This is a genomic window from Streptomyces sp. NBC_01166, from assembly GCF_045039765.1.
GTDB lineage: Bacteria > Actinomycetota > Actinomycetes > Streptomycetales > Streptomycetaceae > Streptomyces.
Map to the genome: position 1 here is coordinate 3,375,441 of NZ_CP108613.1, position 21,595 is coordinate 3,397,035.

Consider the following 21,595-nt stretch of genomic DNA (forward strand, 5'->3'; position numbering starts at 1 on the left):
AGATCTCATGGAACTGTTCGACACAGCCACCGTGCTCACCCGGGTGATGACCTCCGGTGTGGTCATGAGCATCGAGAAGAGCGATCGCGAACTGCCCGGCCTGGAACGCCTGCTGACCAAGCGGACCGGGCGCGCCCACGCCGTACTCGTCAACAGCCGCAGCGCAGCCGTGCACGCGGCGCTCGCCGGTCAGGGCATCGGGCACGGAGACACCGTCAGCGTGCCTGAACTGTCGCCCAAGGACGCCGCGTTCCTGAACTGGCTCGGCGTCGGCGTTGCGGAGGAGCCGGGTCCCGCCGTCTTCGAGCACATCTCGCTGGACGCCGGCCGGGCACACCTGCTCGACGAGCAGGCCCGGGCCCTGCGGGCACCGGCCCTGGTCGTCGACCTCACCGGTCTCGGCTTCGGCCCCGCCGCCGCCGTACTGACCGACGACCGCACCGTCTGGGCACGCGCCGAGCGGCTCAAGATCTTCGGCGCCTACGACCTGCGCACGATGTGGACGCAGGAGGAGTCGGAGGCGGACCTGATCCCCGGCGTGCAGTTCAACTACCGGCTGAGCCCGCTCGTAGCGGCCTGCGTCCGCATGGCCCTCAGCCAGGCCGTGCGTCCCCTCACCACCGGAGCCACGTCATGATCACCGACTTTCCCTCCGCCCCGCTTCCGCTGCCCTCCGCCGAGGAGCTCACCTCGGAGCTGGCCGCCCTCGGCGGCGAGGCGCTGATCCCCAAGGAGCTGCGCCGCACACTCTTCCCGATCATCACCAAGGAGGACGTCTTCAACCTGATGCTCTCCCAGCGGAGAGCGCCCGAGAAGGTCGTCGCCGACTTCGCCGAGGCCTACCGCGCCTACGTGGGCGCCGAGTACGCGCTGCCCACCGCGAGCGGCACCTCCAGCCTGCACCTGGCCCTCGTCGGCGCCGGCGTGCAGCCCGGCGACGAGGTCATCGTCCCGGCGTTCACCTTCATCGCCACCGCGCAGGCCGTCGTCGCCGCCCACGCCGTCCCGGTGTTCGTCGACATCGACCCGCGGACGTACTGCATGGACCCCGCGGCGGCTGCGGCAGCGGTCACGGACCGGACCCGCGCCATCATGCCCGTACACGTGCACGGCCTGCCGGCCGACGTACCCGCGCTGCGCGCCCTCGCCGACAAGCACGGCATCGCGCTCGTCGAGGACGCCTCGCACGCCCACTCGGCCCGCATCGGCGGCCGTATCGCCGGTTCGTTCGGCGACGCCGCCGGACAGAGCCTGATGGCCGACAAGAACTTCCCGCTCGGCGGCGAGGGCGGTATCGCCTTCTTCGCCACCGAGGAGGCCCACCGGCGCGCCTCCGACTACACCCTGCGCAACGGCATCGACTACGAGATGTCGTGGGTCGCCGCGGCGTTCGGCCACAGCCAGCTGGAGCGCCTGCCGTACTACGACGAGGTACGGGCCCGCAACGCGCGCCTGATCGCGGACACCATCGACGCCACCGGATTCTTCCGCGCGCCGTACGTCCCCGAGGGCCACGTCCACGCCTACAACATGTACCGGATCACCCTGGTGCCCGAGGCCATCGGTCTCGAGGACCTCCCTGTGTGGGCGGTCAAGGAGGCAGTGCACGAACTGCTCGTCGCCGAGGGCGTGCCGGCCCGCGAGTGGCAGAACACCCCGATCCCCTGCCACCTGCCGTTCGTGCACCGTGCGGGCTTCGGCAACGGCTACCCGTTCACGCTGAACCCGGGTGCCGTACGCGACCACAGGCCCGAGGACTTCCCGGCGACCCTCGCCATGCTCGACTCGACCCTGGTCCTCTGCCGCGAGCTGCGCTCACCGGTCGAGTACGAGCGGGCGCTGCGCTACGCGGACGCCTTCACCAAGGTCGCCCGGCGCCCGGACGCCATCCGCAAGCTCGTCGAGGCCGGCGACTACCGCCGTCCCTATGAGAAGGCGGCCCGCCTTGGCTGAGCAGACGACCTTCCAGAGCACGTTCTCCGACGGGAAGATCCGCGTCGCCGTCATCGGCGCGAGCGGCTACACCGGCGGCGAAGTCATCCGGCTGCTCCTCAACCACCCCCATGTGGAACTCGCGTTCCTGTCCGCCGAGCGCGGTGCGGGCAAGCAGGTGGGCGCCGTCCACCCGTGGCTGCGCAACCATCCGCGGCTCGCCGGCATCAAGCTGCGTCCGCTGGACCAGCTGGGCGAGGTCGACGTGGCGATCACCTGCCTGCCCACCGGCGCCCTGCCCGAGCGGCTCCCGCAGATCGCGGACCGTGCGAAGTACGTGCTCAACCTGGCCGGGGACTTCCGGCTCGACAACCCGCAGGAGCTGGCGAAGCACTACCCGGCATCGGTGGCCCATCCGCCGGCCGACGCCTTCGACTACTTCGTACCGGACCTGTCGGAGTCCCTGCCGGAGGGCAGGTTCATCAACCTGCCCGGCTGCATGGCCGTCGCGACGGTCTACGCGCTGTACCCCCTCTTCGCCGAGGGTCTCGCCGAACAGGACGTGGTGGTCGACGCGAAGACCGGCTCCACCGGCGGCGGCCGCGGCGGCTCCGAGCAGCCGGCGGAGCGCTCCGGGAACTTCCGGGTCCACAAGCTGCACGGACACCGTCATCTGCCGGAGATCACCCAGGCGCTGAAACACTTCACCGGCACGGCACCCGAGCTGCGCTTCTCCACGCACAGCCTGGACGTGCCGCGCGGCATCCTGATCTCGGCGTACAGCCGGCTCAAGGACGGCGTCAGCCCGCTCGACGTCAAGCGCGCCTACGCCAAGGCGTACACGGGCAAGGCGTTCGTGCGGGTGCGGCCGTCGCCGAAGGCCCCGCAGGACTTCCCGATGCTCAAGGCCGTCGTCGGCTCGAACATCGCCGAGGTCGCGGTCTCCGTCGAGGGGAACCAGTGCGTGTCCATCTCCGCCATCGACAATCTCATCAAGGGTGCGGCCGGCCAGGCCGTCCAGGCGATGAACCTGGCCCTCGGCTACACCGAGTGGACCGGTCTCAGCTGCGCGGCGGTGGCGCCGTGACCCGCCCCCTGTACGTGGTCAAGGTCGGCAGCGCCACCCTCGACCGCGGCACCATCCACACCGAACTGGCCGCACTCGTCGCCCGCGGCGCCCGTCTGCTGCTGGTCGCGGGGGGTGCGGTCGGCATCGAGCAGCACTACGCCGCCCTCGGCCGGCCGATGCCCGAACTGCGGCTCGCCAACGGCGACGCGGTGCGCTACTGCCCGCCCGCCGAGATGACGCACCTGGTCGACGCCTACGAGCGGGTCACCCTGCCCGCCGTCGAGGACGGCCTGCGCGCGCTCGGTCTCGACGTGTTCACCGCGGTCGCCGCACGCGGCGGCCTGGTCACCGGCCGCGCCAACCGGCCGCTGAAGACGGTGAGCCCCGAGGGCCGCACCAGGGTGGTCCGCGACCACCGGGCAGGCGTACCGGTCGAGGCGGACACCGCCCGGCTGAAGGCGCTGCTGGAGGCGTACGACGTGGTGTGCCTCTCCGCTCCGGTACGTGACCGGGACGGCGGCGCCCCGCTCAACGTGGACGCCGACGTGCTCGCCGCCGCCCTGTCCAACGCGCTGGGCGCCGACCACCTGCGCCTGGTCACCGGCACCGCGGGGCTGCTCACCGACCCCTCGGACCCGGCCTCGACGCTGCCCCACGCGCACCAGGGCGAAGCGGCCCGGTACGCGGGCGGCAGGATGCGGCAGAAGGTGCGCGCCGCCGAGATGGCACTGGAGGGCGGCAGCGCCGACATCGCCATCACGGGGCCGCACACGCTGGCCGACCCGGCCGGATGGACCCGCTTCTGGCGCGGCAGCGCCCCGGAGACGGACCTGACGCTGCTCGGCCGTGCGGTCGGGGTGCCGTCGGTCTCCGGGGACGAGCACGAACTGGCCGCCTACCTGGTCGACTGGTGCACCGAGCGGGGCATCGACGCCAAGATCGACGCCGCCGGGAACCTGGTGGCCACCAAGGGCGCCGGGGACCGGGGTCTGCTGCTGCTCGGCCATCTGGACACCGTTCCGCACCACTGGCCCGCCGAGTGGCGCGAGGGCGAACTGCACGGCCGCGGCAGCGTGGACGCCAAGGGCAGCCTGGCCGCCTTCCTGGAGGTGCTGGCCACCGCCGAGGTCCCCGCCGACGGCAGGCTGCGGGTGGTGGGCGCGGTCGAGGAGGAGATCTCCTCCTCGAAGGGCGCCTTCCACGCCCGCGACCACTATCCGGCCGACGCCGTCGTCATCGGCGAGCCCAGTGGCAGCGACAAGCTGACGCTCGGCTACTACGGCCTGTTCAAGCTGCGGGTCACGGCCTGGGTCGAGAGCGGCCACTCGGCCGGCATGGACGCCGTCTCCGCCCCCGACACACTGATCCGCGCCGTCGAGTCCATCAGGACCTCGGTGCTGGAGCAGGCTCCGGACGCCCTCAGCGCCGTCATCGACGTCCGCTGCGAGACCGGCCGGGAGCGGCACCGTGCCGTCGGCATCCTCAACTTCCGGGTACCGCCGGGCGCCGACCTCGAAGCCCTGCGCACGGCTGCCCTCTCGCACGGCGGCGACGCCCTCGAGATCGCGGTGGAGCGGGCCACCCCCGGCCACAGCGGAGGCCGCACGAGCTCCCTGGTGAAGGTCTTCTCCCGCGCCTTCGGCCAGGCCGGCATCCGGCCGAGGTTCGTGGTCAAGAAGGGCACCTCCGACATGAACACCCTCGCCACCACCTGGCGTGGGGTGCCGATGGTCGCGTACGGCCCCGGCGACTCCGCGCTCGACCACACCGACGAGGAGCGCATCGGCGCCGAGGAGTACCGCACCGCGCGTTCGCTCCTGGCCGACGCGGTGGCCCGCTGGTTCGCCCTGCCGGAAGGGAGCCGATGATGACCGTACTGACCGACACCCTGGACTCCGCCGACACGGCGGACACCGTGGGCGCCCCCGACGCCGGCCACATCCTGCTGGCCGAGCGGGCGCTGGAGGCCCGCAGGCTCGTCGTCGACATGGCGGCGAGTCCGCGCGGCTGCCACCTCGGCGGCAGCCTCTCCGTGCTGGACATCCTGATCGCGGCGCTGCACCGGGCCTCGTCCGGGGACGGCACCGAGGTGGTCCTCAGCAAGGGCCACGCCGCCGCGGGGCTGTACGCGGCGCTGTACGTGAACGGCGTCCTGCCCGAGAACCCGGCGCCGCTGTACGGCATGGCCGGGCACCCGTACACCGGTCATCCCGGGCCCAAGGTCCCCGGTGTGCGGTTCCCGACCGGGAGCCTCGGACACGGTGTGCCGTACGCGGCCGGCTGGGCGATGTCCCGCAGGCTCGGCCGCAAGCCCGGTCTCGGCATCGCCGTGACGGGCGACGGCGAACTGCAGGAAGGCCTCGTCTGGGAGACCTGCCAGGTCGCGGCCGCCCAGCAGCTGGGCAACTTCGTGCTGGTCGTCGACCGCAACGGCGGCCAGAACGACGGCATGGTCGCGGACGTCTCACCCCTGCCGCAGCTCGCCGAGCGCTTCGCCGCCTTCGGATTCGAGACGGCCGAGGTGGACGGTCACGATCTCGGCGCCCTCACCGAGGTGCTGTCCGGCGACCGTTCGGGCGCCACCCGGCCGCTCGCGGTCGTCGCCGACACGGTGAAGGGCAAGGGCGTGCCCGCCGTGGAGGGCAAGGCCGCCTCCCACTACGTCACCATCGACGCGGCGCGCGCCGCCAAGTGGAAGCGAGCGATCCGATGACGGCGACGATCACGGAGCCCCGCGCGGCGCTCCCGGGCCGGGACGCCTACCGCGACGAGCTCACCAGGATCGCCGAGGAGGACCCCTGGGTGGTCTGCCTGGAGGCGGACCTCGGCGGCAAGAACCATCCGTTCCAGCGGGCCCATCCCGACCGGTTCTTCAACCTGGGCATCGCCGAGGGCGCCATGGTCGACATGGCCGCCGGGCTGGCGGTGGGCGGCTACCGGCCGTTCCTCTCCACCTTCGCACCGTTCGCGGCGCTCAGGGCGGCGGAGAGCCTCAAGCTGACGCTGGGCTATCTGAACGCGGGGGTCACCGTCGTCGCACCGTACGCCGGTGTCTCCGGGGCCTGGTTCGGCACGACGCACCACTGCCTGGAGGACCTGGCCGTCCTGCGCAGCGTGCCCGGCGTGACCATCGCGGCGCCGTACGGCGAGGCCGAGATGCGGGCGGTCGTACGCGCCGCGGCCCGCTCGGGGAAGCCGCACTACATCCGCACCGGACGCAACGCGGCATACACCTCGCTGCCCGGCCAGGACGGCGAACTCCCTCCGGTCGCCTGGGACTCCACCGGTACGCACGGCGAACCCTGCCTGGTCTCCGTGGGCGAGGAGGGCACCCGCCTCGCCCTGGAAGCACGCGAGCGGCACCCGGGCCTCGCCCACGCCCACCTCGTGTACCTGGACCACGACAACCTGACCCGGGCGGCCGCCGAACTGGCCGGGAGCCACAGCCGGTTCGTGGTCGTCGAGGAACACCGGCGCGAGGGCGGTGTCGCCGAGGCCCTGGCGCTGCTGATGCCCCGGTGCGAGGTCGTGGGTGTGAACGCGGGCCATTCCTGGCCGGCCGAGGGCGGCGACCACCACGAGGTGATGTCCCGGCTCGGATTCGATCTGCCCGCCGTCCTCTCCGCCGCGGCCGAGCTGCGCAGGGCTGATCACTAGGCCTCTCCGGAACTCTCCGAACCCCCTTCGAAACTAAGGATTTCTCATGCACATCCTCATGGTCGAATGCAACCCGAACGGCATCGCCGGCATCGCCAACGCGCTGGAGCTGGGCCACGACGTCACCTTCGTCTCCGCCGACCCCGACTTCTACCTCGGCGCCTCGCCGCTGGCCGAGGCGGCCTTCGCACACGACAGGTGCGACGTGATCAAGAGCACCGAGGCCTTCTCCATCGACGAGCTGGAGCGGCTCGCCAAGGAGATCAACGCGCGGAAGCCCGTCCACGGCGTCATGACCTACAGCGAGTACCACACGGTGCACGCCGCTTCGGTGGCCCGTTCGCTCGGCCTGCCCGGGATGAGCGTGGAGGGCGCCCTCAACGCCCGCCACAAGCACCGCACCCGCCTCACGCTGGAGAACACCGACGTACGCCAGCCGCGCTTCGTCGCCGTCTCGGACCCGAAGGACATGGCGGCCGCGGTCCACGAGATCGGCTTCCCCTGCGTGGTGAAGCCGTCCGACGGCACCGCCAGCCTGCACGTGCTCCTCCTCCGCGACGACCAGGAGCTCACCGACTACCTGGCCGAGCTGGCGAAGGTGGACGACTACGGCCGCGGCGTCACCCGCATCCCGGAGATCGTCGTCGAGGAGTTCATCGAGGGCGAGCTGGTCTCGGTCGAGGCGTGCGTGCTGCAGAGCGGTGAGATCGTCAACCTGGGGATCACCGACCGCAACCTGAGCGGCTTCCCGTACTTCATCGAGATGGGTCTCACCTACTTCAGCGGCCACCCGCTGCAGGACGAGCTGTTCGCGATGAACGAGCGGGTGCTCAAGGGGCTCGGTGTCGACTTCGGCTTCATCCACGCCGAGTACTTCCTCGCAGCCGACGGACCCGTCCTCTGCGAGGTGAACGGCCGGCTCACCGGTGGCATCGTGCCGCAGCTGATGGAGCTCTCCAGCGGCGTCAACCCCTACCTGGAGGTCATCCGCCAGGCCCTCGGCGAGACGCCCGAACTGCCCATCCCCGGTGACGTCATCGCAGGCGGCCACTGGTTCGGGTCGCCCGTCGACGGGGAGCTCGTCTCCATCGGCTTCGACAAGCTCAAGGGAACCCCGGGCTTCGAGGAGGCGCTGGCGTACGCCAAGCCCGGCCGCACCGTGTCCCGGCTCTCCAAGAGCAACTTCGACTGGCTCGGCCACCTCATCTACACCGGCAAGGACCGCGACGAGGCCACCGGCCGCGTCCGGGCCGCCCTCGACGACATCGACTTCACCATCAAGGTCCAGGTGGCCCGCTGATGCGCGTCGCGATTCCGGAACTCGATCCGGCCACCCTGTACGAGGTCACCGTCGACGACGGTCACTTCTCCTCCGTCCGGGCCGTCGCCGAGCGCGACGTGAACGACGCGGAAACCCCGGAGCTGTGGCCCGGCTTCACCGAGGCCCACGCCCACCTGGCGCTCCCGGCCAACTTCGACGACTCGCTCGACGACCCGCGCATCTCCGCGATGCAGTACCTCTACCACGGGGTCACGCACGTCGTGGACATGTTCGGCTTCCCGCTGGTCAAGGAGGGCTGGGAGAAGGGCAGGCAGGAGTCCCCCCTCCCCTGGCCCGAGGTGGCCCACTGCGGCTACGCGGCCACGGCGACCAAGGACCTCGACGGCCACTACGGCCACGGCGTCGAATTCCCGGCCCCCGTCTTCATGCTGAGCGTCCAGGAGGACCTGGCCACGGTGCTCGCGGCCAACAAGGCACGCGGCGCGACCTTCCTGAAGGTCATGTACACCGAGGGCGCCGAACAGCCGGAGAGCACCAAGCGCTTCTCCCGGCTCCCGGGCAACCTCCTGGCGCACGTACCCCGGCTCGCCGCCGAGCAGGGCCTGAAGACGGTCATCGACTGCAACACCCGCGACGAGGTGATGCAGGCCTACGCCTTCGGCTTCCGCATCTTCGCCCACCCGGTGCGGGACCTCATGCTCTCTGCCGCGGACTGGCAGGCGCTCGAAGGCGCCCGGTTCGTCTCCACGCTCAGCGGCCTGCGCCCCATGATCATGGAGCGCGAGGACTTCCTGCGCGAGTACGAGAGGCCCGGGTTCCGTGAGACCCAGGACCTCGCCAACCTCGACTACGTGTCGAAGATCGAGGAGCCGTTCGGCATCCAGTACGAGGTCCAGGACACCCGGACCGCGGCGCTGGTCAACATGCGTGACAACAGCCTGGCGGCGCTGGAACGCGGCGCGCTGCTGATCGGCACCGACTGCGGCAACACCGGTGCGTTCCACGGCGACGCGCTCAAGGGCGAGCTGGACCTGCTGGCCGGCGACGACCTGGGCAAGCCCGGTCTGCGCGAGGCGCTGCTGCGTACGGCGACGACCACGGCCCGTGGCTTCTTCGACGAACTGTCCGGACGCGAGCCCGGCACGGATCTCATCGCGGAGGGCCGCCCGGCCACGTTCAACCTGATCGACCCGGCCGCGGCCGGTCAGCCCCTGTCGCAGCTTCCCCGGGCCACGTACGTGCGGGGCGTGGCCGTGGACCGTGCGGCGGTCGTGGCGGCCATCCAGGACCTGCGCGCCACCCCCACCCGAGGAAAGGTCACCGCATGAGCAGCCAGGAACGCCATGTCCTGAGCCCACAGACCCGCAAGGTGCTGCTGGGCGTCAACTCCGGCATCGCGCTCGCCCACATCGGCAACTACATCTGGTTCCCGCATCTGATCTCGACGCTCGGCGTGGAGTACAGCGGCTTCTGGGCCGGGTTCGTGATGTTCCTGACGTACGTGGGACGGCTGAGCGCGACGTTCTTCTACGAGGGTGTCGCCGCCCGGTTCGGAACCCGCGCGAGCATCATCGCGGGCATCGCCGTGGAGGCCCTCGCGCTCGGCGGGATGGGCTTCGCGGACGGGGTGCCGTTCTACAGCCTGCTGGCCTTCTTCGTCGGCTTCGGCTCGGGGATCTCCTTCCCGGGGCTGAAGAACATCCTCGGCACGCTGCCCGAGGCGGACCGGCCCAAGGCCTTCTCCTCGTTCCAGATGTCCTGCCAGCTCGGTGTCATCGCGGGCGCCGTGATCGGCGGTCTGTTCCTCGGCTCCTCGATGACGGTCCTGTTCCTGGTGGTGTTCGTCCTGTTCGCCGGCTACTGCGCGGCGGCGGCCTCGTTCATCCCGGCCGACGCGGGCGGGCAGGCCGCCCCGGCGGCCAAGGACACCCCGCTGGTCAACGTGGCGATCCTCAAGGGCCTGCAGCTCGGCGGGGGCGGCAGCTACTTCCTGCTCTCCAGCGTCTTCTGGATCCTCTCGATCAGCTTCCTGGTCGGCATGCCGCTGCACATGGAGGAGTTCGCCGCGGACCTGCCGGTCTCCACCCCCTTCTGGATCACCGGCCTGGCGCTCCTGGTGCTTCAGTACCCGGCGTTCCGCTACATGTCGAAGCACCTGCGGCCCGGTCAGGTCATGGGTGTCGCGTTCCTCGCCATGGCGGCGGCGTACGCCCTGTTCGGAGCCGGACAGACCTCGGTGTGGGTGGTCGTGGGCTGCCTGGTCGTTGTCTTCGGCGACATCCTGTTCACGCCGTCCTTCGACCTCTGGGTCGCCAACCGGATGCCGGCGGACCGCCTGGCGCGGGCGATGGGCGCGATGCACTTCTTCCGCAGCTTCGGCAACATGGTCGGCACCCTCGCCGCCGGCGCGCTCTACGACCTCTCGCACTCCACCGACATCCCGGGCCTCAACTGGTACGTCGTCGGTGCGATCGCGGTGGTCTGCGCCGCCGTCAGCTTCTCCTCCGCGAAGAAGGAGAGCGCCTCGGCCGAGAGCACTACGGCGTTCGTGAAGGCCGAGGAGCCACCCGCCGCCACGGAGACCCGGCAGGCGGCCGACACCACGGCCTGACGGTTCGATCCATCCCCCCCACACGCCCCCACACGCAGAGGGACCCGGCCCGCGAAAGCGGACCGGGCCCCTCTGTGTGTGCGTGTACCGCCGTCGGCTGCTAGGCGGCCGTACGACCGCCGCCGGCCAGACGCGGCAGGATGCGGAAGCCGATGCCACCGGCGATCATCGTCGCGGCACCGATCAGCAGGAACGTGGTCTCGGCCGCACCGGTCTCGGCGAGCTCGTCCTTGCCCTTGCCCTGCTCGACCGGCTGGTTGCCGATGCTGTCGGTGTCGGTGTTGTCACCGGCATCCGGGTAGGACGGGTCCGACGGCTCAGCGGTGGGCGCACCGGTGTCGCCACCCGAGGTGCCGGGCGTGCCGCCGTCAGCACCACCATCGGCACCGCCGTCAGCACCACCATCGGCACCGCCGTCAGCACCGCCGTCAGCACCACCATCGGCACCGCCGTCAGCACCGCCGTCAGCACCACCATCGGCACCGCCGTCAGCACCACCATCGGCGCCACCGTCAGCACCACCATCGGCGCCACCGTCAGCACCACCATCGGCGCCACCGTCAGCACCACCGTCAGCACCGCCGTCAGCACCACCATCGGCACCGCCGTCGACGCCGCCATCGGCACCGCCGTCGGCACCACCGTCAGCACCGCCGTCAGCACCGCCGTCAACGCCGCCGAGCAGGCCACCGTCAGCACCGCCGTCGGCACCGCCGTCAGCGCCACCGTCAGCACCGCCGTCAGCACCGCCGTCAGCGCCACCATCGGCACCGCCGTCAGTACCGCCGTCAGTACCGCCGTCAACGCCGCCGAGCAGGCCGCCGTCGGTCGTTGCGTTGACCTGCGCGTCGACACCGTTCTCGTCGACACCGATGCCGATGCCGATGCCCACGGCCTGGGCCGCACCAGCGGCCGTGAGCGAGGCACCTGCGGCAATAACCGCACCAGCGGCTATCCGCGCGACGCGGATTCGCGTCTTCTTGGTCATATGTTGCTACCCCCAGTAGCTGATCTCGTCGATGGAGCAGCCATATGCGGTCCACGGCCCTGCGGGGTCACACTCTCTGCAGGGCCACGCCGTACCGTGGTCATCCCGCCCGCCCCCGTTCACACCTGTCCCAGACATACGCGTGCTGCTCTAGCACCCTGTCCAGAGTTAAGGACTACGTCAAGGCCGTTCCGGGGGCATTCGGGCCGCTATGGGGACTCTTGACGGGTATTCGGAATCACGACTGTGACTCATTCACCACAGCTCCCCCTCAACTCCCCTGCCCTCCCGGCGGGATGAGAACACGGAAGGGCCCGGACAGGAAGCCTGTCCGGGCCCGACAGCCTTACGGCCGCCTCTACTTCTCGTTCTGCTTGCGCCAGCGGATGCCCGCCTCGATGAAGCCGTCGATCTCGCCACCGAAGACCGCTTCCGGGTTGCCGATCTCGAACTCCGTACGCAGGTCCTTGACCATCTGGTACGGATGGATGACGTAGGAACGCATCTGGTTGCCCCAGGAGTTTCCGCCGTCACCCTTGAGGGCGTTCATCTTCGCCTGCTCCTCCTGGCGGCGGCGCTCGAGGAGCTTCGCCTGGAGGACGTTCATCGCTGACGCCTTGTTCTGGATCTGCGAACGCTCGTTCTGACAGGAGACGACGATCCCGGTCGGCAGGTGGGTCAGGCGCACCGCGGAGTCCGTGGTGTTGACGCCCTGTCCGCCGGGGCCCGAGGAGCGGTACACGTCGACGCGGAGCTCGGACTCGTCGATCTCGACGTGGTCCGTCTGCTCGACCACGGGCAGCACCTCGACACCCGCGAAGGACGTCTGGCGGCGGCCCTGGTTGTCGAACGGCGAGATCCGGACGAGCCGGTGGGTGCCCTGCTCGACGGAGAGCGTGCCGTAGGCGTACGGGACCTCCACCGCGAAGGTGGTCGACTTGATGCCGGCCTCTTCGGCGTAAGCCGTCTCGTAGACCTCGGTCTTGTAGTTGTGCCGCTCGGCCCAGCGGAGGTACATGCGCTGGAGCTTCTCGGCGAAGTCGGCGGCGTCGACGCCACCGGCCTCGGCACGGATGGTGACCAGGGCCTCGCGCGCGTCGTACTCGCCGGAGAGGAGGGTGCGGACCTCCATCTCGTCCAGCGCCTTGCGCACGGACTCCAGCTCGGCCTCCGCCTCGCCAAGGGCATCGGCGTCACCCTCGTCCTCGGCGAGCTCGAACATGATGCCGAGATCGTCGATCCGGCCACGGAGCGCCTCGGTCTTGCGGACCTCGGCCTGGAGGTGCGAAAGCTTGCTGGTGATCTTCTGCGCCGCCTCCGGGTCGTCCCAGAGGGACGGCGCCGCCGCCTGCTCCTCGAGCGCGGCGATATCAGCCCTCAGCGCATCGAGGTCCAGGACGGCCTCGATCGACCCCATGGTCGAGGAGAGGGACTTCAGCTCTTCGGAAATATCGACGACTGCCACAGGACCAGCCTAACGGCTGGACGAGTGAACCTGCCCCTCCCCCGGATTCCGGCCTTTCGGAGCACCTCTCACGGGGCCGCCGGCGCCGAGTTCCGGGAGTCCTCGGGGGAACCCCCCGAGTCGTCACCGCTCGTGGCGAACCAGCCCCCCACCCCTACCGCCGCACACAGGGCGACAGCCACGACACCCAGGGTGATCCGCCGCTTCCGTACGGCCGCCGACTTGTTCCGGGCCGATCCGGGGCGCGGACGGCCGGGGGCGCGCGGCGCGCGGGCCGTGCCGAGGGGGCCGCCGGAGAGCTCGTCGGGGGCGGGGACGCGCATGCTCGTGTGGGTGTCCCGGTTGGAGTCCGGGGAGGAGCCGGGCACCAGCGGCACCGCGCCGCGGCGGCGGGGCTCCTCGGGGGCCGGCGTGTACTGCTGTTCGTCGTATGCCTGCGGCTCGGTCTCGTTGTCCGGCTCGTCGACGTCCAGCGGGGGTATCCCGGACAGCAGCGGGAGCAGCTCCCTCAGCCGGGTCGCGAGCTCGGAGGCGCGCAGCCGGGAGGCCGGGGCCTTGGCCAGGCACTGGACGAGGAGCTGCCAGAGCTCCTCCGGGATGCCCGGGAGCGGGACGACCGTCTCGGTCACATGGCGGCGCAGGACGGCCCCGGGGTGGCCGCCGCCGAAGGGCGTGAAGCCGGCGAGCAGCTCGTAGAGCACGGTGGCGAGGGCGTAGATGTCCACGGCGGCGCGCGGCGGGAGGCCCTCGACGATCTCGGGGGCCAGGTAGTCCGGCGTACCGATGATCTTGGTGGCCTTGGTGCGGCGCGGGGTGTCGATCAGCTTGGCGACACCGAAGTCGGTGAGCAGCGCGGGGTGCGAACCGCCGGGGCCGAGCGGTCCCTCCATGTCGAGCAGGATGTTCTCCGGCTTGACGTCACGGTGCACCACCCCTGCGCGGTGCGCGGCGGCGAGACCGTCGGCGACGTCCGCGATGATCGCCGCGGCGGCCTCGGGCGCGAGCCGGCGCTCCCGGTCCAGGCGGGTGCGCAGATCGGTGCCCCGCACCAGATCCATCACCAGCGCCAGGTCGGTGCCGTCCACCACGAGGTCGCGGACGGCGACGACGTGCGGATGCCCGAGCCCGAGCAGCGCGGTGCGCTCCTGCACGAAGCGGCCCACGAGCTCCTGGTCGGACGCGAGGTCCTCACGGAGCAGCTTGATGGCGACCGGGCCCTCGGGCCCCTCGCCGAGCCACACCGTGCCGGCGCTGCCGCGCCCCAGGATCTGGTGGGCGGTGTACCGGCTGCCGATATTCCGTGCCAAGACTGCTCCCTCAGCGGCTGGCGTTGACCCCCCGGTCGACAAAGTTACGCGGCGAACGGGGTGTTGCGTGCCCTGGATGGCGCCAACCTTCACTTCTGCGGGCGAATTGGGCCCGCAGAAGTCGACAAAGACACAGAGTGGGGACTGTTACTGGCCGGTCGAGCCGCCGGAGCCGCTTCCGCCGAGGTCCTCGAACCAGCCGGTGACCTCGCCGATCCCGTCCCCTATGGCGTCCCAGAAGCTCTTGCCCTGGGCGACCCAGTCCTGAAGCGGCGTCAGCTCCCAGATGAGCCAGGCGGCGACTACCAGCAGCACCACCGTGAACAGGCACCCCTTGAGGCAGCCGAGGCCGGGGATGCGCATCGGGTTGGCGCTGCGCTGCCGGGGCTGGCGCGGGGCCGGCGCCTGGGGCGGGGGCTGCTGCGGGGGCGCGTACTGCTGCCGCTGCGGCTGCGGCTGTGGGGGCCGCTGCTGCTGGGGCTGCGGCTGGTAGCGCTGGGGCTGCTGCTGCGGGTACTGCTGCGCGCGCTGCGGCTGCTGGCGCTGGGGCTGCCTGTCCTGCGGCGGCTGCTGACGCTGGGGGCGGCGGCGGAGCGGGTCCTGGCTCGGGTCGAGGTACTGGACCTGCGTCTGCTCGTTGCGGTCCCGGGCGGCCCGGAGCTGGGACTGCCACGGGTGCGGCTCGTCGGGTCCCGGCGGACCGTCGGGGCGCGGCGGCACGGGAGGCATCATCGCGGTCGGGTCCGCCTGGCCGCCCCCGCCCGGGGTCTGCTGCATCACGCTGGTCGCGGCCGACGGGTCGTACGAGCCCGCGTTGCTCGGCAGCACCTGGGTCGGGTCGGCGGCGCCCGGGGTCTCCGGGACGGCGGCGGGCGCCGGGTCGGGCGCGAGCAGGGCGCCCACGCCCTCGGCGGCCGCGATCTGCGCCGAGTTCGCGTGCACGCCGACGCCGGCGCCGACCGTACGCAGCGCACGGGCGAGGTTCACGGCGCTGGGCCGCTGGTCCGGGTCCTTGCGCAGGCAGCGCTCTATGACCGTCCACAGCGGCTCCGGGACGGTACCGGGGCGCTGGGGCTCCTCGCTGAGGTGCCGGTGCAGGACCTCCAACGCGGTGCCGCCCGCGAACGGCGGACGGCCGGTGACCAGCTCGTACAGCAGGATGCCCGCGCCGTAGATGTCCACGGCGGAGGTCTGCGGACGGCCCTCGGCCGACTCGGGCGCCACGTAGGCGGGCGTGCCGACGAACTCATGGGTCCGGGTCAGCCCCGGGGAGTCCGCGAGGCGCGCGATACCGAAGTCGGTGAGCATCGGCTTCATGCCGCCGTCGCGCTGGTCGAGCAGCACGTTGGCGGGCTTCAGGTCGCGGTGCACGACGCCGTCGGCGTGGCTCGCGGCCAGCGCGTCCGCGATCTGGGCGGTGAGCAGCGAGGCGGCGACCGGGGTGAGCGGGCCGTTCTCGCGGAGGTACCGGTGCAGGTCGGGTCCGTCGATCAGGTCCATCACCAGGGCGAGGAGATCGCCCTCGACGACGAGGTCCCTGGTGCGCACGATGTTCGCGTGGGTGAGCCGCAGCAGCACGGAACGCTCACGCAGGAACCGCATCACGACATCCGCGTCGTTGGCGAGCTCCTCCTTGAGCACCTTGATCGCAACGGTCTCGCCGGGCTGCCCGGCGACGGCCGCCTCGGCGCCCGCGGTCTCCCGCTGGCGGGCTCGCCAGACGGTGCCCGTGGCGCCGCGTCCGAGCGGCTCCTCGAGCAGGTACTTGCTGCCGACTGGCCGCACGTCACGCGCTCCCTGCTGATCGTTGTGCTCGCGGTCCCCCGGGGCCCGCCGGATGTTCCGGCCCACTCTAATGCCGCCGTACGGGGCACAGGTGGGTCGTCCTCCGGTCGTGTTGCCGCTGTGTTCACGGGAAGACGCCCACACGGAAGAGTTGGTTACCGAACGAGTGTGCAGCACGTCCCCGGCAGGACCAAGCAGGCACTTTTACCCCCACACTCGGCCATTCAAGATCACTTAGCGGCCACCCCCGGGCGTGTTGTCAGTCGCAGGTGCGAGGATGCCTCCAGCACGGAACTGTGGGGTCGGGAGCCTCACGTTCCGTGACGACCTGTACCGGACGACGCGTCCGTGCCGGGTGGGGGGAATCACAGGGCATTTCCCCTGCCGGGCACCCCGCGCAGAAGGGACCGCTGACGGCGATGCAGATCCGGCTGACCGTCCTCGCGCCGCGCAGCGGCCAGACCCCGGCACGCGCCTGCGACGTGCTCGTGACCGCCCCGGCGGGGACGGCTCTCGCGGCCGTCGCATCCGCCCTGGCCACAGCGGTGTCCGGCCCCGAGAACTCCCTGGGCGGCGGCGCCACCGTGCTGTACGTCGGCCGCGAGCGGCTCGACCCGCAGCGCTGCGCCCTCGGCGAGCCGCCCCTGGTGGACGGCACGGTGCTCTCGCTCCAGGTGCCCGGCGAGGACGAGGCGGCCGACGACGCCGTCCCGGCCCGGCTGCACGTGATCGCGGGACCGGATGCCGGCGGGGTCCACCTGCTGCACGGCGGACAGATCCGCATCGGCCGTTCCGCCGACGCGGACGTCCCGCTCGACGACCCCGACGTGTCACGGCTGCACTGCGCGGTGACGGTCTCGGACGACGGCCGCGTCTCCGTCGCCGACCTGGGCTCCACCAACGGCACCTCGCTGGACGGCACGGACGTCCACGACCGCCCGGTCCGGCTCGTCCCCGGTGCCCTGCTGAGGCTCGGTGAGTCGACGCTCCGGCTCACCCCCGGCGACCGCACGCCCACACTGACGACGACGCCGGACGGCGAGGGCCATCTGCGGGTGGCCCGCCCCGCCGCGGGCGGCGCCCCGGGAACGGCCGGGGAGCCCGACGCGGGCCCGGCCGGCGGACACGGCCACGCGTACGGCTCCGCCCCCACCGGGCACGAGGCGTACGACGACGGTCCGTCCGGCCACGACGCCCACCAGGCCGAGCCCTTCGCGCAGGTCACCCACGGCCGCGGCTCCGCACTCGCCCCCGGGGAGGGGCCCAGGCGCGGCATAGGCGCCTGGGCCCGGCGGCTCACCGGTGGCAAGGGCGAGCAGGCGCACGGCATGCCGTCCGGTGACTCACCGGCGGCCGGCCCGGAGCCCGTGTCCGCCTCGCACGCCCCCTCCGTACCCCCGCACTCCCCCTCCGCCCCCGCCGGGACCTGGCCGGACCCCGCGACCGTGCTCCTCACGGCGCTCGGCCCCGGCCCCCGTCTGTGGGAGCGCGACACCGCGCATCCCGAGGCCCTGGTCGTACGGCTCGGGACGACGGAGCGGGCCGATCTACCCGCCGTGCCGGTCACCGTCGGGCTGCGGGAGGCCGGCTCCCTCGGGCTCGCGGGCCCCCGAGCCCGGCTCTCGGGCCTCGCCCGCTCGACGGTGGCGCAGCTCGCCGCGCTGCACTCCCCCTTCGACCTGGAGATCGTGCTGATCAGCACGGACCGGACCCGGAGCCTGGAGGAGCGGCGGCGCGAGTGGTCCTGGCTCGGCTGGCTGCCCCACCTGCGCCCCATGCACGGCCAGGACTGCCGCCTCCTCCTCGCGTACGACCGTGAGCAGGCGGGCGCCCGCGCGGCGGAGCTGGTGCGCCGCCTGGAGGAGGGGCCCCTGGGACACGGCTGGGCGAGCGCCGACCGGACCGCCGTGGCCGAGGCGGCCCGGCTCCACACCGGGCCGTACACCGTGGTGATCGTGGACGGCGACCCCGGCTCGGCGGCCCTGCGCGAGACCACCGCCGGTCTGGCCGGTGCCGGAGCCGCCGCCGGAATCCATCTGATCTGCCTGGCGGAGACCCCGGCCGCCTCCCCGACCTCCCCGGTGGCCGCGACCTACGACACCGCGTGCCGGGCCTCGATCGCCTTCCGCGAGTGCGGTGCGGTGGCCATGCTCAGCGGCGACGTCGCGACCGCGCTGCGGCTCCTGCGCACGGCGGGCGGCCAGGCCGCCGGCCACGGCACGGTCGCCGCGGTGGACGCCGTCTCGGCGGCCTGGGCCGAGCGGTTCGGGCGCGCGCTGGCCCCGCTGCGGGACGAGGGCGCGGCCGCCCTCCCCGGCCGGCCCATAGCTGCGGCCCTGCCGCCCTCCGCGCGCCTGCTGGACGAGCTGGGCCTCGCCAGGGCCACCCCGGCCTCCCTGATGGCCCGCTGGGCCTCCACGGCCGAGGACCAGCCGGGCGCGACGGTGCACACCCCCGCACCGGGCTCCGCGGACCTGGACACGACGAGCTCGGGCCGCACCCTGAGCACCGGGCCGCGGGTGGGCGCGCAGCGCGAGTCCCCCGACTCCGGGCACACCCCGTTCCGGAGCAGCGGGCCGACCAGTTCGGGCTCGGGCCGCTCCGCCTACAGCCCCGCGGCCGGGAGCGGCTCCTCCCCCCGTATCGGCGAGCAGCGACGCGACAGCGGCTCCCCGGAGACCGGACCCGCGCCCACGTCCTCCGGTTACGCGGGCCGGCCCGTGATCGTCCTCGGCGCCGGTCCCAGGGGCCCGCTCTCCGTCGACCTCGCCGACGAGGGACCGCATCTGCTGATCGAGGGCCCCGCGGGCAGCGGGCGTACGGAGCTGCTGCGCGCCGCCGCCGCCTCCCTGGCCTCCGCCGCCCGCCCCGACCGGCTCGGCATCCTGCTCATCGACGGAGAGGGCGGCGAGCGCGGGGAGCGGAGCGAGGGACTGCGCCCCTGCACGGAGCTCCCGCACGTCTTCACACACCTGGCGGCCTCCGACCCCGTACGGATGCGGGAGTTCGCCCAGGCGCTGGGCGGCGAGCTGAAGCGCCGGGCGGAGCTGCTCGGCACGCTGGACTTCGCCGAATGGCATGCGCGGTACGAGGAGTCGCAGGGGCTCACCGGCCGTCGCGCCGTCGGCTCCGCCGAACAGCGCGGCGACCTGGAATCGCCCGCCAGCGGCACTCTGCGGCTGCGGCCCGCCGCGGCCCGCCCGGTGGACCCCGGGCCCTCCCCCCTTCCGAGGCTGGTCGTCCTGGCCGACGACTTCGACGCCCTGGTGGCCCCGGCACTGGGGAGTCCGGGCCGCCCGTCCGCCGGGTCCGTCGTCCGGGTGCTGGAGGCCGTGGCCAGGGACGGCGGGCGGCTCGGCGTTCATCTGGTCGCCACCTCCGCCCGCCCGGACCGCACCGAGGACACGGAGCTGGCCCGGGGCGCCCGGCTGCGCATCGTGCTCGACCCGCCGGTCGTCCCCCCGTCCCCGGACGAGGCGTCCCCCGGCCGGGGGAGGCTGGGGCACCCGGACGGCCGGGTGACGCCGTTCCAGGGCGGCCGTGTCACCGGCCGTATCCCGCGCACGGCGACCCTGCGCCCCACCGTCGTACCGCTGGAGTGGGAGCGGATGGGGGATCCGCCGACCCGCCGGCCGGTCCGCGAGCTGGGCAACGGCCCCACCGACCTGGCCCTGCTGGCCAGTGCCCTGGAGAGGGCGGCCCGTTCGGTGAACGCGGAGCCTCTCCCTCCGCTGATTCCCCAGGTGTATTGACCCGCAGAGTCCCGCCGTACGCCCGGAGGGCGTGGCCCGCGGCGTCGGGTGCGTGCAGTCGCAAGGCGGAGTGTCGGCCTCGTACTGAACGTACCCGGCCGATACGACGACGCAGCGAATGTGCGTGCCGGGCGTCGCGGGCCGGGCGGGACTTTGCGGACAGGGCCTGGAAGCCCCGCCTGCGTCCCGCGCGACGTCACGAGCCCATCACGATCACGGAGTTGGCCCAGGCGGCGGTATTGCGGCCCCGGGGTGCCGGGCATAGGACTGTGCGCACGGACGACGTGAACCGCACGATGTGAGACGTGAACGGCACCGCAAGGTCCCACCGTTGGTGCCGGTCGACGCTCATGCGCGCGCAGGAGAGACGGGGCAGGGATGCGCACAACCCTTCGAATGCGTAGGGCCGCACTGGTGTTCACCGCGATCGGGGCGCTGGCCCTCGCCGGATGCAGCGGCGACAGCGACAGCAAGGACAAGGCCGGCGAGAAATCCGGCAAGAGCGAGGACAGCCCGTCGAGCGTCAACCTCCCGAAGCTGGACGGCGAGAAGATATCGGTCGCCGCGGTCTGGACCGGACCCGAGCAGGCCAACTTCACCAAGGTCCTCGACGAGTTCGAGAAGCGGACGGGTGCCACGGTCACCTTCGTCCCGGCACAGGACCCGATCGTCAACTTCCTCGGTACGAAGATCGCGGGCGGCCAGCCCCCGGACGTCGCGATGATCCCCCAGGTGGGCGCGATCCAGCAGGCCGTGGCCAAGAAGTGGGCCAAGCCGGTCGGCAACGAGGCGCGGGCCCAGCTGGGCCAGAACTACTCGCAGGTCTGGCAGGACCTCGGCGCGGTCGACGGCACCCAGTACGGCGTCTACTTCAAGGCCGCCAACAAGTCCCTGGTCTGGTACAACACCAAGGCGTTCGAGAACGCGGGCGCGAGCGAGCCGAAGACCTGGAAGGACTTCCTGGCCACGGCCGAGACGGTCTCCGCCTCCGGTGTCACCCCGGTCTCGGTCGGCGGCGCGGACGGCTGGACGCTCACCGACTGGTTCGAGAACGTCTACCTCTCGCAGGCCGGCCCGGAGAAGTACGACCAGCTGGCCAAGCACGAGATCAAGTGGACGGACCCCTCCGTCAAGGACGCCCTGACCACGCTCGCAGAGCTCTTCGGCAAGCCGAGCCTGATCTCCGGCGGCGCGGACGGCGCCCTGCAGACCGAGTTCCCGGCATCCGTCACGCAGACGTTCACCGGCGGCGACCAGCCCAAGGGCGCCATGGTCTTCGAGGGCGACTTCGTCTCCATCAACATCGCGCAGACAGAGGCGAAGATCGGCACGGACGCCAAGGTGTTCCCGTTCCCGGCGGTCGGCGCGGACTCCCCCGTGGTGACGGGCGGGGACGCGGCCGTGGCGCTGAAGGACAGCAAGGGCGCCCAGGCGCTCCTGACCTGGCTGGCCTCGAAGGACTCGGCCAAGATCTGGGCCGAGGCGGGCGGGTTCATCTCGCCCAACAAGTCGCTGGACACCGCGGCGTACCCGAACGACGTGCAGCGCACGATGGCCGAAGCGCTGATCGACGCCGGTGACGACGTCCGGTTCGACATGTCCGACCAGGCCCCGCAGTCGTTCGGCGGGACGCCCGGCAAGGGTGAGTGGAAGACGCTCCAGGACTTCCTGAAGAACCCGAAGGACATCGCGGGGACCCAGGCCAAACTGGAGTCCGACGCGGCCAAGGCGTTCACGAGCTGACGGG

15 protein-coding genes are annotated in these 21,595 nt (G+C 72.1%); 11 read left to right on the forward strand and 4 right to left on the reverse strand.

Annotated features, from left to right (window positions below):
• Nucleotides 1–7 precede the first annotated feature (7 nt).
• Genes OG379_RS15575 through OG379_RS15615 form a run of 9 tightly spaced genes read left to right on the forward strand, consistent with a single transcriptional unit; the run spans nucleotide 8 to nucleotide 10,551 of the window.
• A complete protein-coding gene (locus OG379_RS15575) occupies nucleotides 8–637 on the forward strand; it encodes a DegT/DnrJ/EryC1/StrS family aminotransferase (RefSeq protein WP_393765713.1) in 630 nt (209 codons plus the stop codon).
• Nucleotides 634–1,953, forward strand: coding sequence for an aminotransferase class I/II-fold pyridoxal phosphate-dependent enzyme (locus OG379_RS15580; RefSeq protein ID WP_393765712.1), 1,320 nt, complete (start codon nucleotides 634–636; stop codon nucleotides 1,951–1,953). Before OG379_RS15575 ends, OG379_RS15580 begins: the two co-directional genes overlap by 4 nt.
• Nucleotides 1,946–3,019 carry an N-acetyl-gamma-glutamyl-phosphate reductase gene (argC, locus tag OG379_RS15585; protein WP_393765711.1) on the forward strand — a complete coding sequence of 358 codons (1,074 nt, stop codon included), beginning with the start codon at nucleotides 1,946–1,948 and terminating at the stop codon, nucleotides 3,017–3,019. The genes OG379_RS15580 and argC overlap by 8 nt, the downstream gene beginning before the upstream one ends.
• Nucleotides 3,016–4,869, forward strand: coding sequence for a M20/M25/M40 family metallo-hydrolase (locus OG379_RS15590; protein ID WP_405663145.1), 1,854 nt, complete (start codon nucleotides 3,016–3,018; stop codon nucleotides 4,867–4,869). The genes argC and OG379_RS15590 overlap by 4 nt, the downstream gene beginning before the upstream one ends.
• Nucleotides 4,869–5,714: a thiamine pyrophosphate-dependent enzyme gene (locus OG379_RS15595; RefSeq protein ID WP_405663147.1), complete on the forward strand. Its 846-nt coding sequence runs from the start codon at nucleotides 4,869–4,871 to the stop codon at nucleotides 5,712–5,714. The genes OG379_RS15590 and OG379_RS15595 overlap by 1 nt, the downstream gene beginning before the upstream one ends.
• Nucleotides 5,711–6,658: a transketolase family protein gene (locus tag OG379_RS15600; protein ID WP_405663149.1), complete on the forward strand. Its 948-nt coding sequence runs from the start codon at nucleotides 5,711–5,713 to the stop codon at nucleotides 6,656–6,658. Before OG379_RS15595 ends, OG379_RS15600 begins: the two co-directional genes overlap by 4 nt.
• Before the next feature lie 46 nt (nucleotides 6,659–6,704).
• Nucleotides 6,705–7,958: an ATP-grasp domain-containing protein gene (locus OG379_RS15605; RefSeq protein ID WP_393765707.1), complete on the forward strand. Its 1,254-nt coding sequence runs from the start codon at nucleotides 6,705–6,707 to the stop codon at nucleotides 7,956–7,958.
• Nucleotides 7,958–9,268 (forward strand): hydrolase, encoded by a 1,311-nt coding sequence (locus OG379_RS15610; protein WP_405663151.1) that lies wholly within the window; start codon nucleotides 7,958–7,960, stop codon nucleotides 9,266–9,268. Before OG379_RS15605 ends, OG379_RS15610 begins: the two co-directional genes overlap by 1 nt.
• Entirely contained in the window at nucleotides 9,265–10,551 is a 1,287-nt protein-coding gene (locus OG379_RS15615) for an MFS transporter (protein WP_405663153.1), read from the forward strand. Before OG379_RS15610 ends, OG379_RS15615 begins: the two co-directional genes overlap by 4 nt.
• A 100-nt stretch (nucleotides 10,552–10,651) precedes the next feature.
• Here the strand turns inward: OG379_RS15615 and OG379_RS15620 are convergent, their stop codons facing one another.
• The 4 genes from OG379_RS15620 to OG379_RS15635 form a co-directional block, all read right to left on the reverse strand.
• Complete coding sequence (locus OG379_RS15620) at nucleotides 10,652–11,539, reverse strand: LPXTG cell wall anchor domain-containing protein (protein WP_405663155.1); 888 nt, start codon at nucleotides 11,537–11,539, stop codon at nucleotides 10,652–10,654.
• A gap of 358 nt (nucleotides 11,540–11,897) precedes the next feature.
• The gene (gene prfB, locus OG379_RS15625; RefSeq protein WP_393765703.1) at nucleotides 11,898–13,004 is read right to left on the reverse strand and encodes a peptide chain release factor 2; all 1,107 of its coding nucleotides are present in this window, start codon (nucleotides 13,002–13,004) and stop codon (nucleotides 11,898–11,900) included.
• 68 nt (nucleotides 13,005–13,072) lie between these two features.
• Nucleotides 13,073–14,311 carry a serine/threonine-protein kinase gene (locus OG379_RS15630; protein ID WP_405663158.1) on the reverse strand — a complete coding sequence of 413 codons (1,239 nt, stop codon included), beginning with the start codon at nucleotides 14,309–14,311 and terminating at the stop codon, nucleotides 13,073–13,075.
• A gap of 147 nt (nucleotides 14,312–14,458) precedes the next feature.
• Nucleotides 14,459–16,096 (reverse strand): serine/threonine-protein kinase, encoded by a 1,638-nt coding sequence (locus tag OG379_RS15635; protein WP_405663161.1) that lies wholly within the window; start codon nucleotides 16,094–16,096, stop codon nucleotides 14,459–14,461.
• 419 nt (nucleotides 16,097–16,515) lie between these two features.
• On the opposite strand from OG379_RS15635, the gene OG379_RS15640 reads away from it, so the two are divergent.
• Together OG379_RS15640 and OG379_RS15645 are read left to right on the forward strand one after the other, a co-directional pair.
• Entirely contained in the window at nucleotides 16,516–19,848 is a 3,333-nt protein-coding gene (locus OG379_RS15640; RefSeq protein WP_405663163.1) for an FHA domain-containing protein, read from the forward strand.
• A 378-nt stretch (nucleotides 19,849–20,226) separates the two neighbouring features.
• Nucleotides 20,227–21,591 (forward strand): ABC transporter substrate-binding protein, encoded by a 1,365-nt coding sequence (locus OG379_RS15645; RefSeq protein WP_393765699.1) that lies wholly within the window; start codon nucleotides 20,227–20,229, stop codon nucleotides 21,589–21,591.
• The last annotated feature ends 4 nt before the right edge of the window (nucleotides 21,592–21,595 follow it).

Bases quoted from the DNA above. Each gene is read 5' to 3' on its own strand.
- OG379_RS15575 (WP_393765713.1), top strand. From the start codon at position 8: ATGGAACTGTTCGACACAGCCACCGTGCTCACCCGGGTGATGACCTCC.
- OG379_RS15580 (WP_393765712.1), top strand. From the start codon at position 634: ATGATCACCGACTTTCCCTCCGCCCCGCTTCCGCTGCCCTCCGCCGAG.
- OG379_RS15595 (WP_405663147.1), top strand. From the start codon at position 4,869: ATGACCGTACTGACCGACACCCTGGACTCCGCCGACACGGCGGACACC.
- OG379_RS15600 (WP_405663149.1), top strand. From the start codon at position 5,711: ATGACGGCGACGATCACGGAGCCCCGCGCGGCGCTCCCGGGCCGGGAC.
- OG379_RS15605 (WP_393765707.1), top strand. From the start codon at position 6,705: ATGCACATCCTCATGGTCGAATGCAACCCGAACGGCATCGCCGGCATC.
- OG379_RS15610 (WP_405663151.1), top strand. From the start codon at position 7,958: ATGCGCGTCGCGATTCCGGAACTCGATCCGGCCACCCTGTACGAGGTC.
- OG379_RS15615 (WP_405663153.1), top strand. From the start codon at position 9,265: ATGAGCAGCCAGGAACGCCATGTCCTGAGCCCACAGACCCGCAAGGTG.
- OG379_RS15620 (WP_405663155.1), bottom strand. From the start codon at position 11,539: ATGACCAAGAAGACGCGAATCCGCGTCGCGCGGATAGCCGCTGGTGCG.
- OG379_RS15640 (WP_405663163.1), top strand. From the start codon at position 16,516: ATGCAGATCCGGCTGACCGTCCTCGCGCCGCGCAGCGGCCAGACCCCG.
- OG379_RS15645 (WP_393765699.1), top strand. From the start codon at position 20,227: ATGCGCACAACCCTTCGAATGCGTAGGGCCGCACTGGTGTTCACCGCG.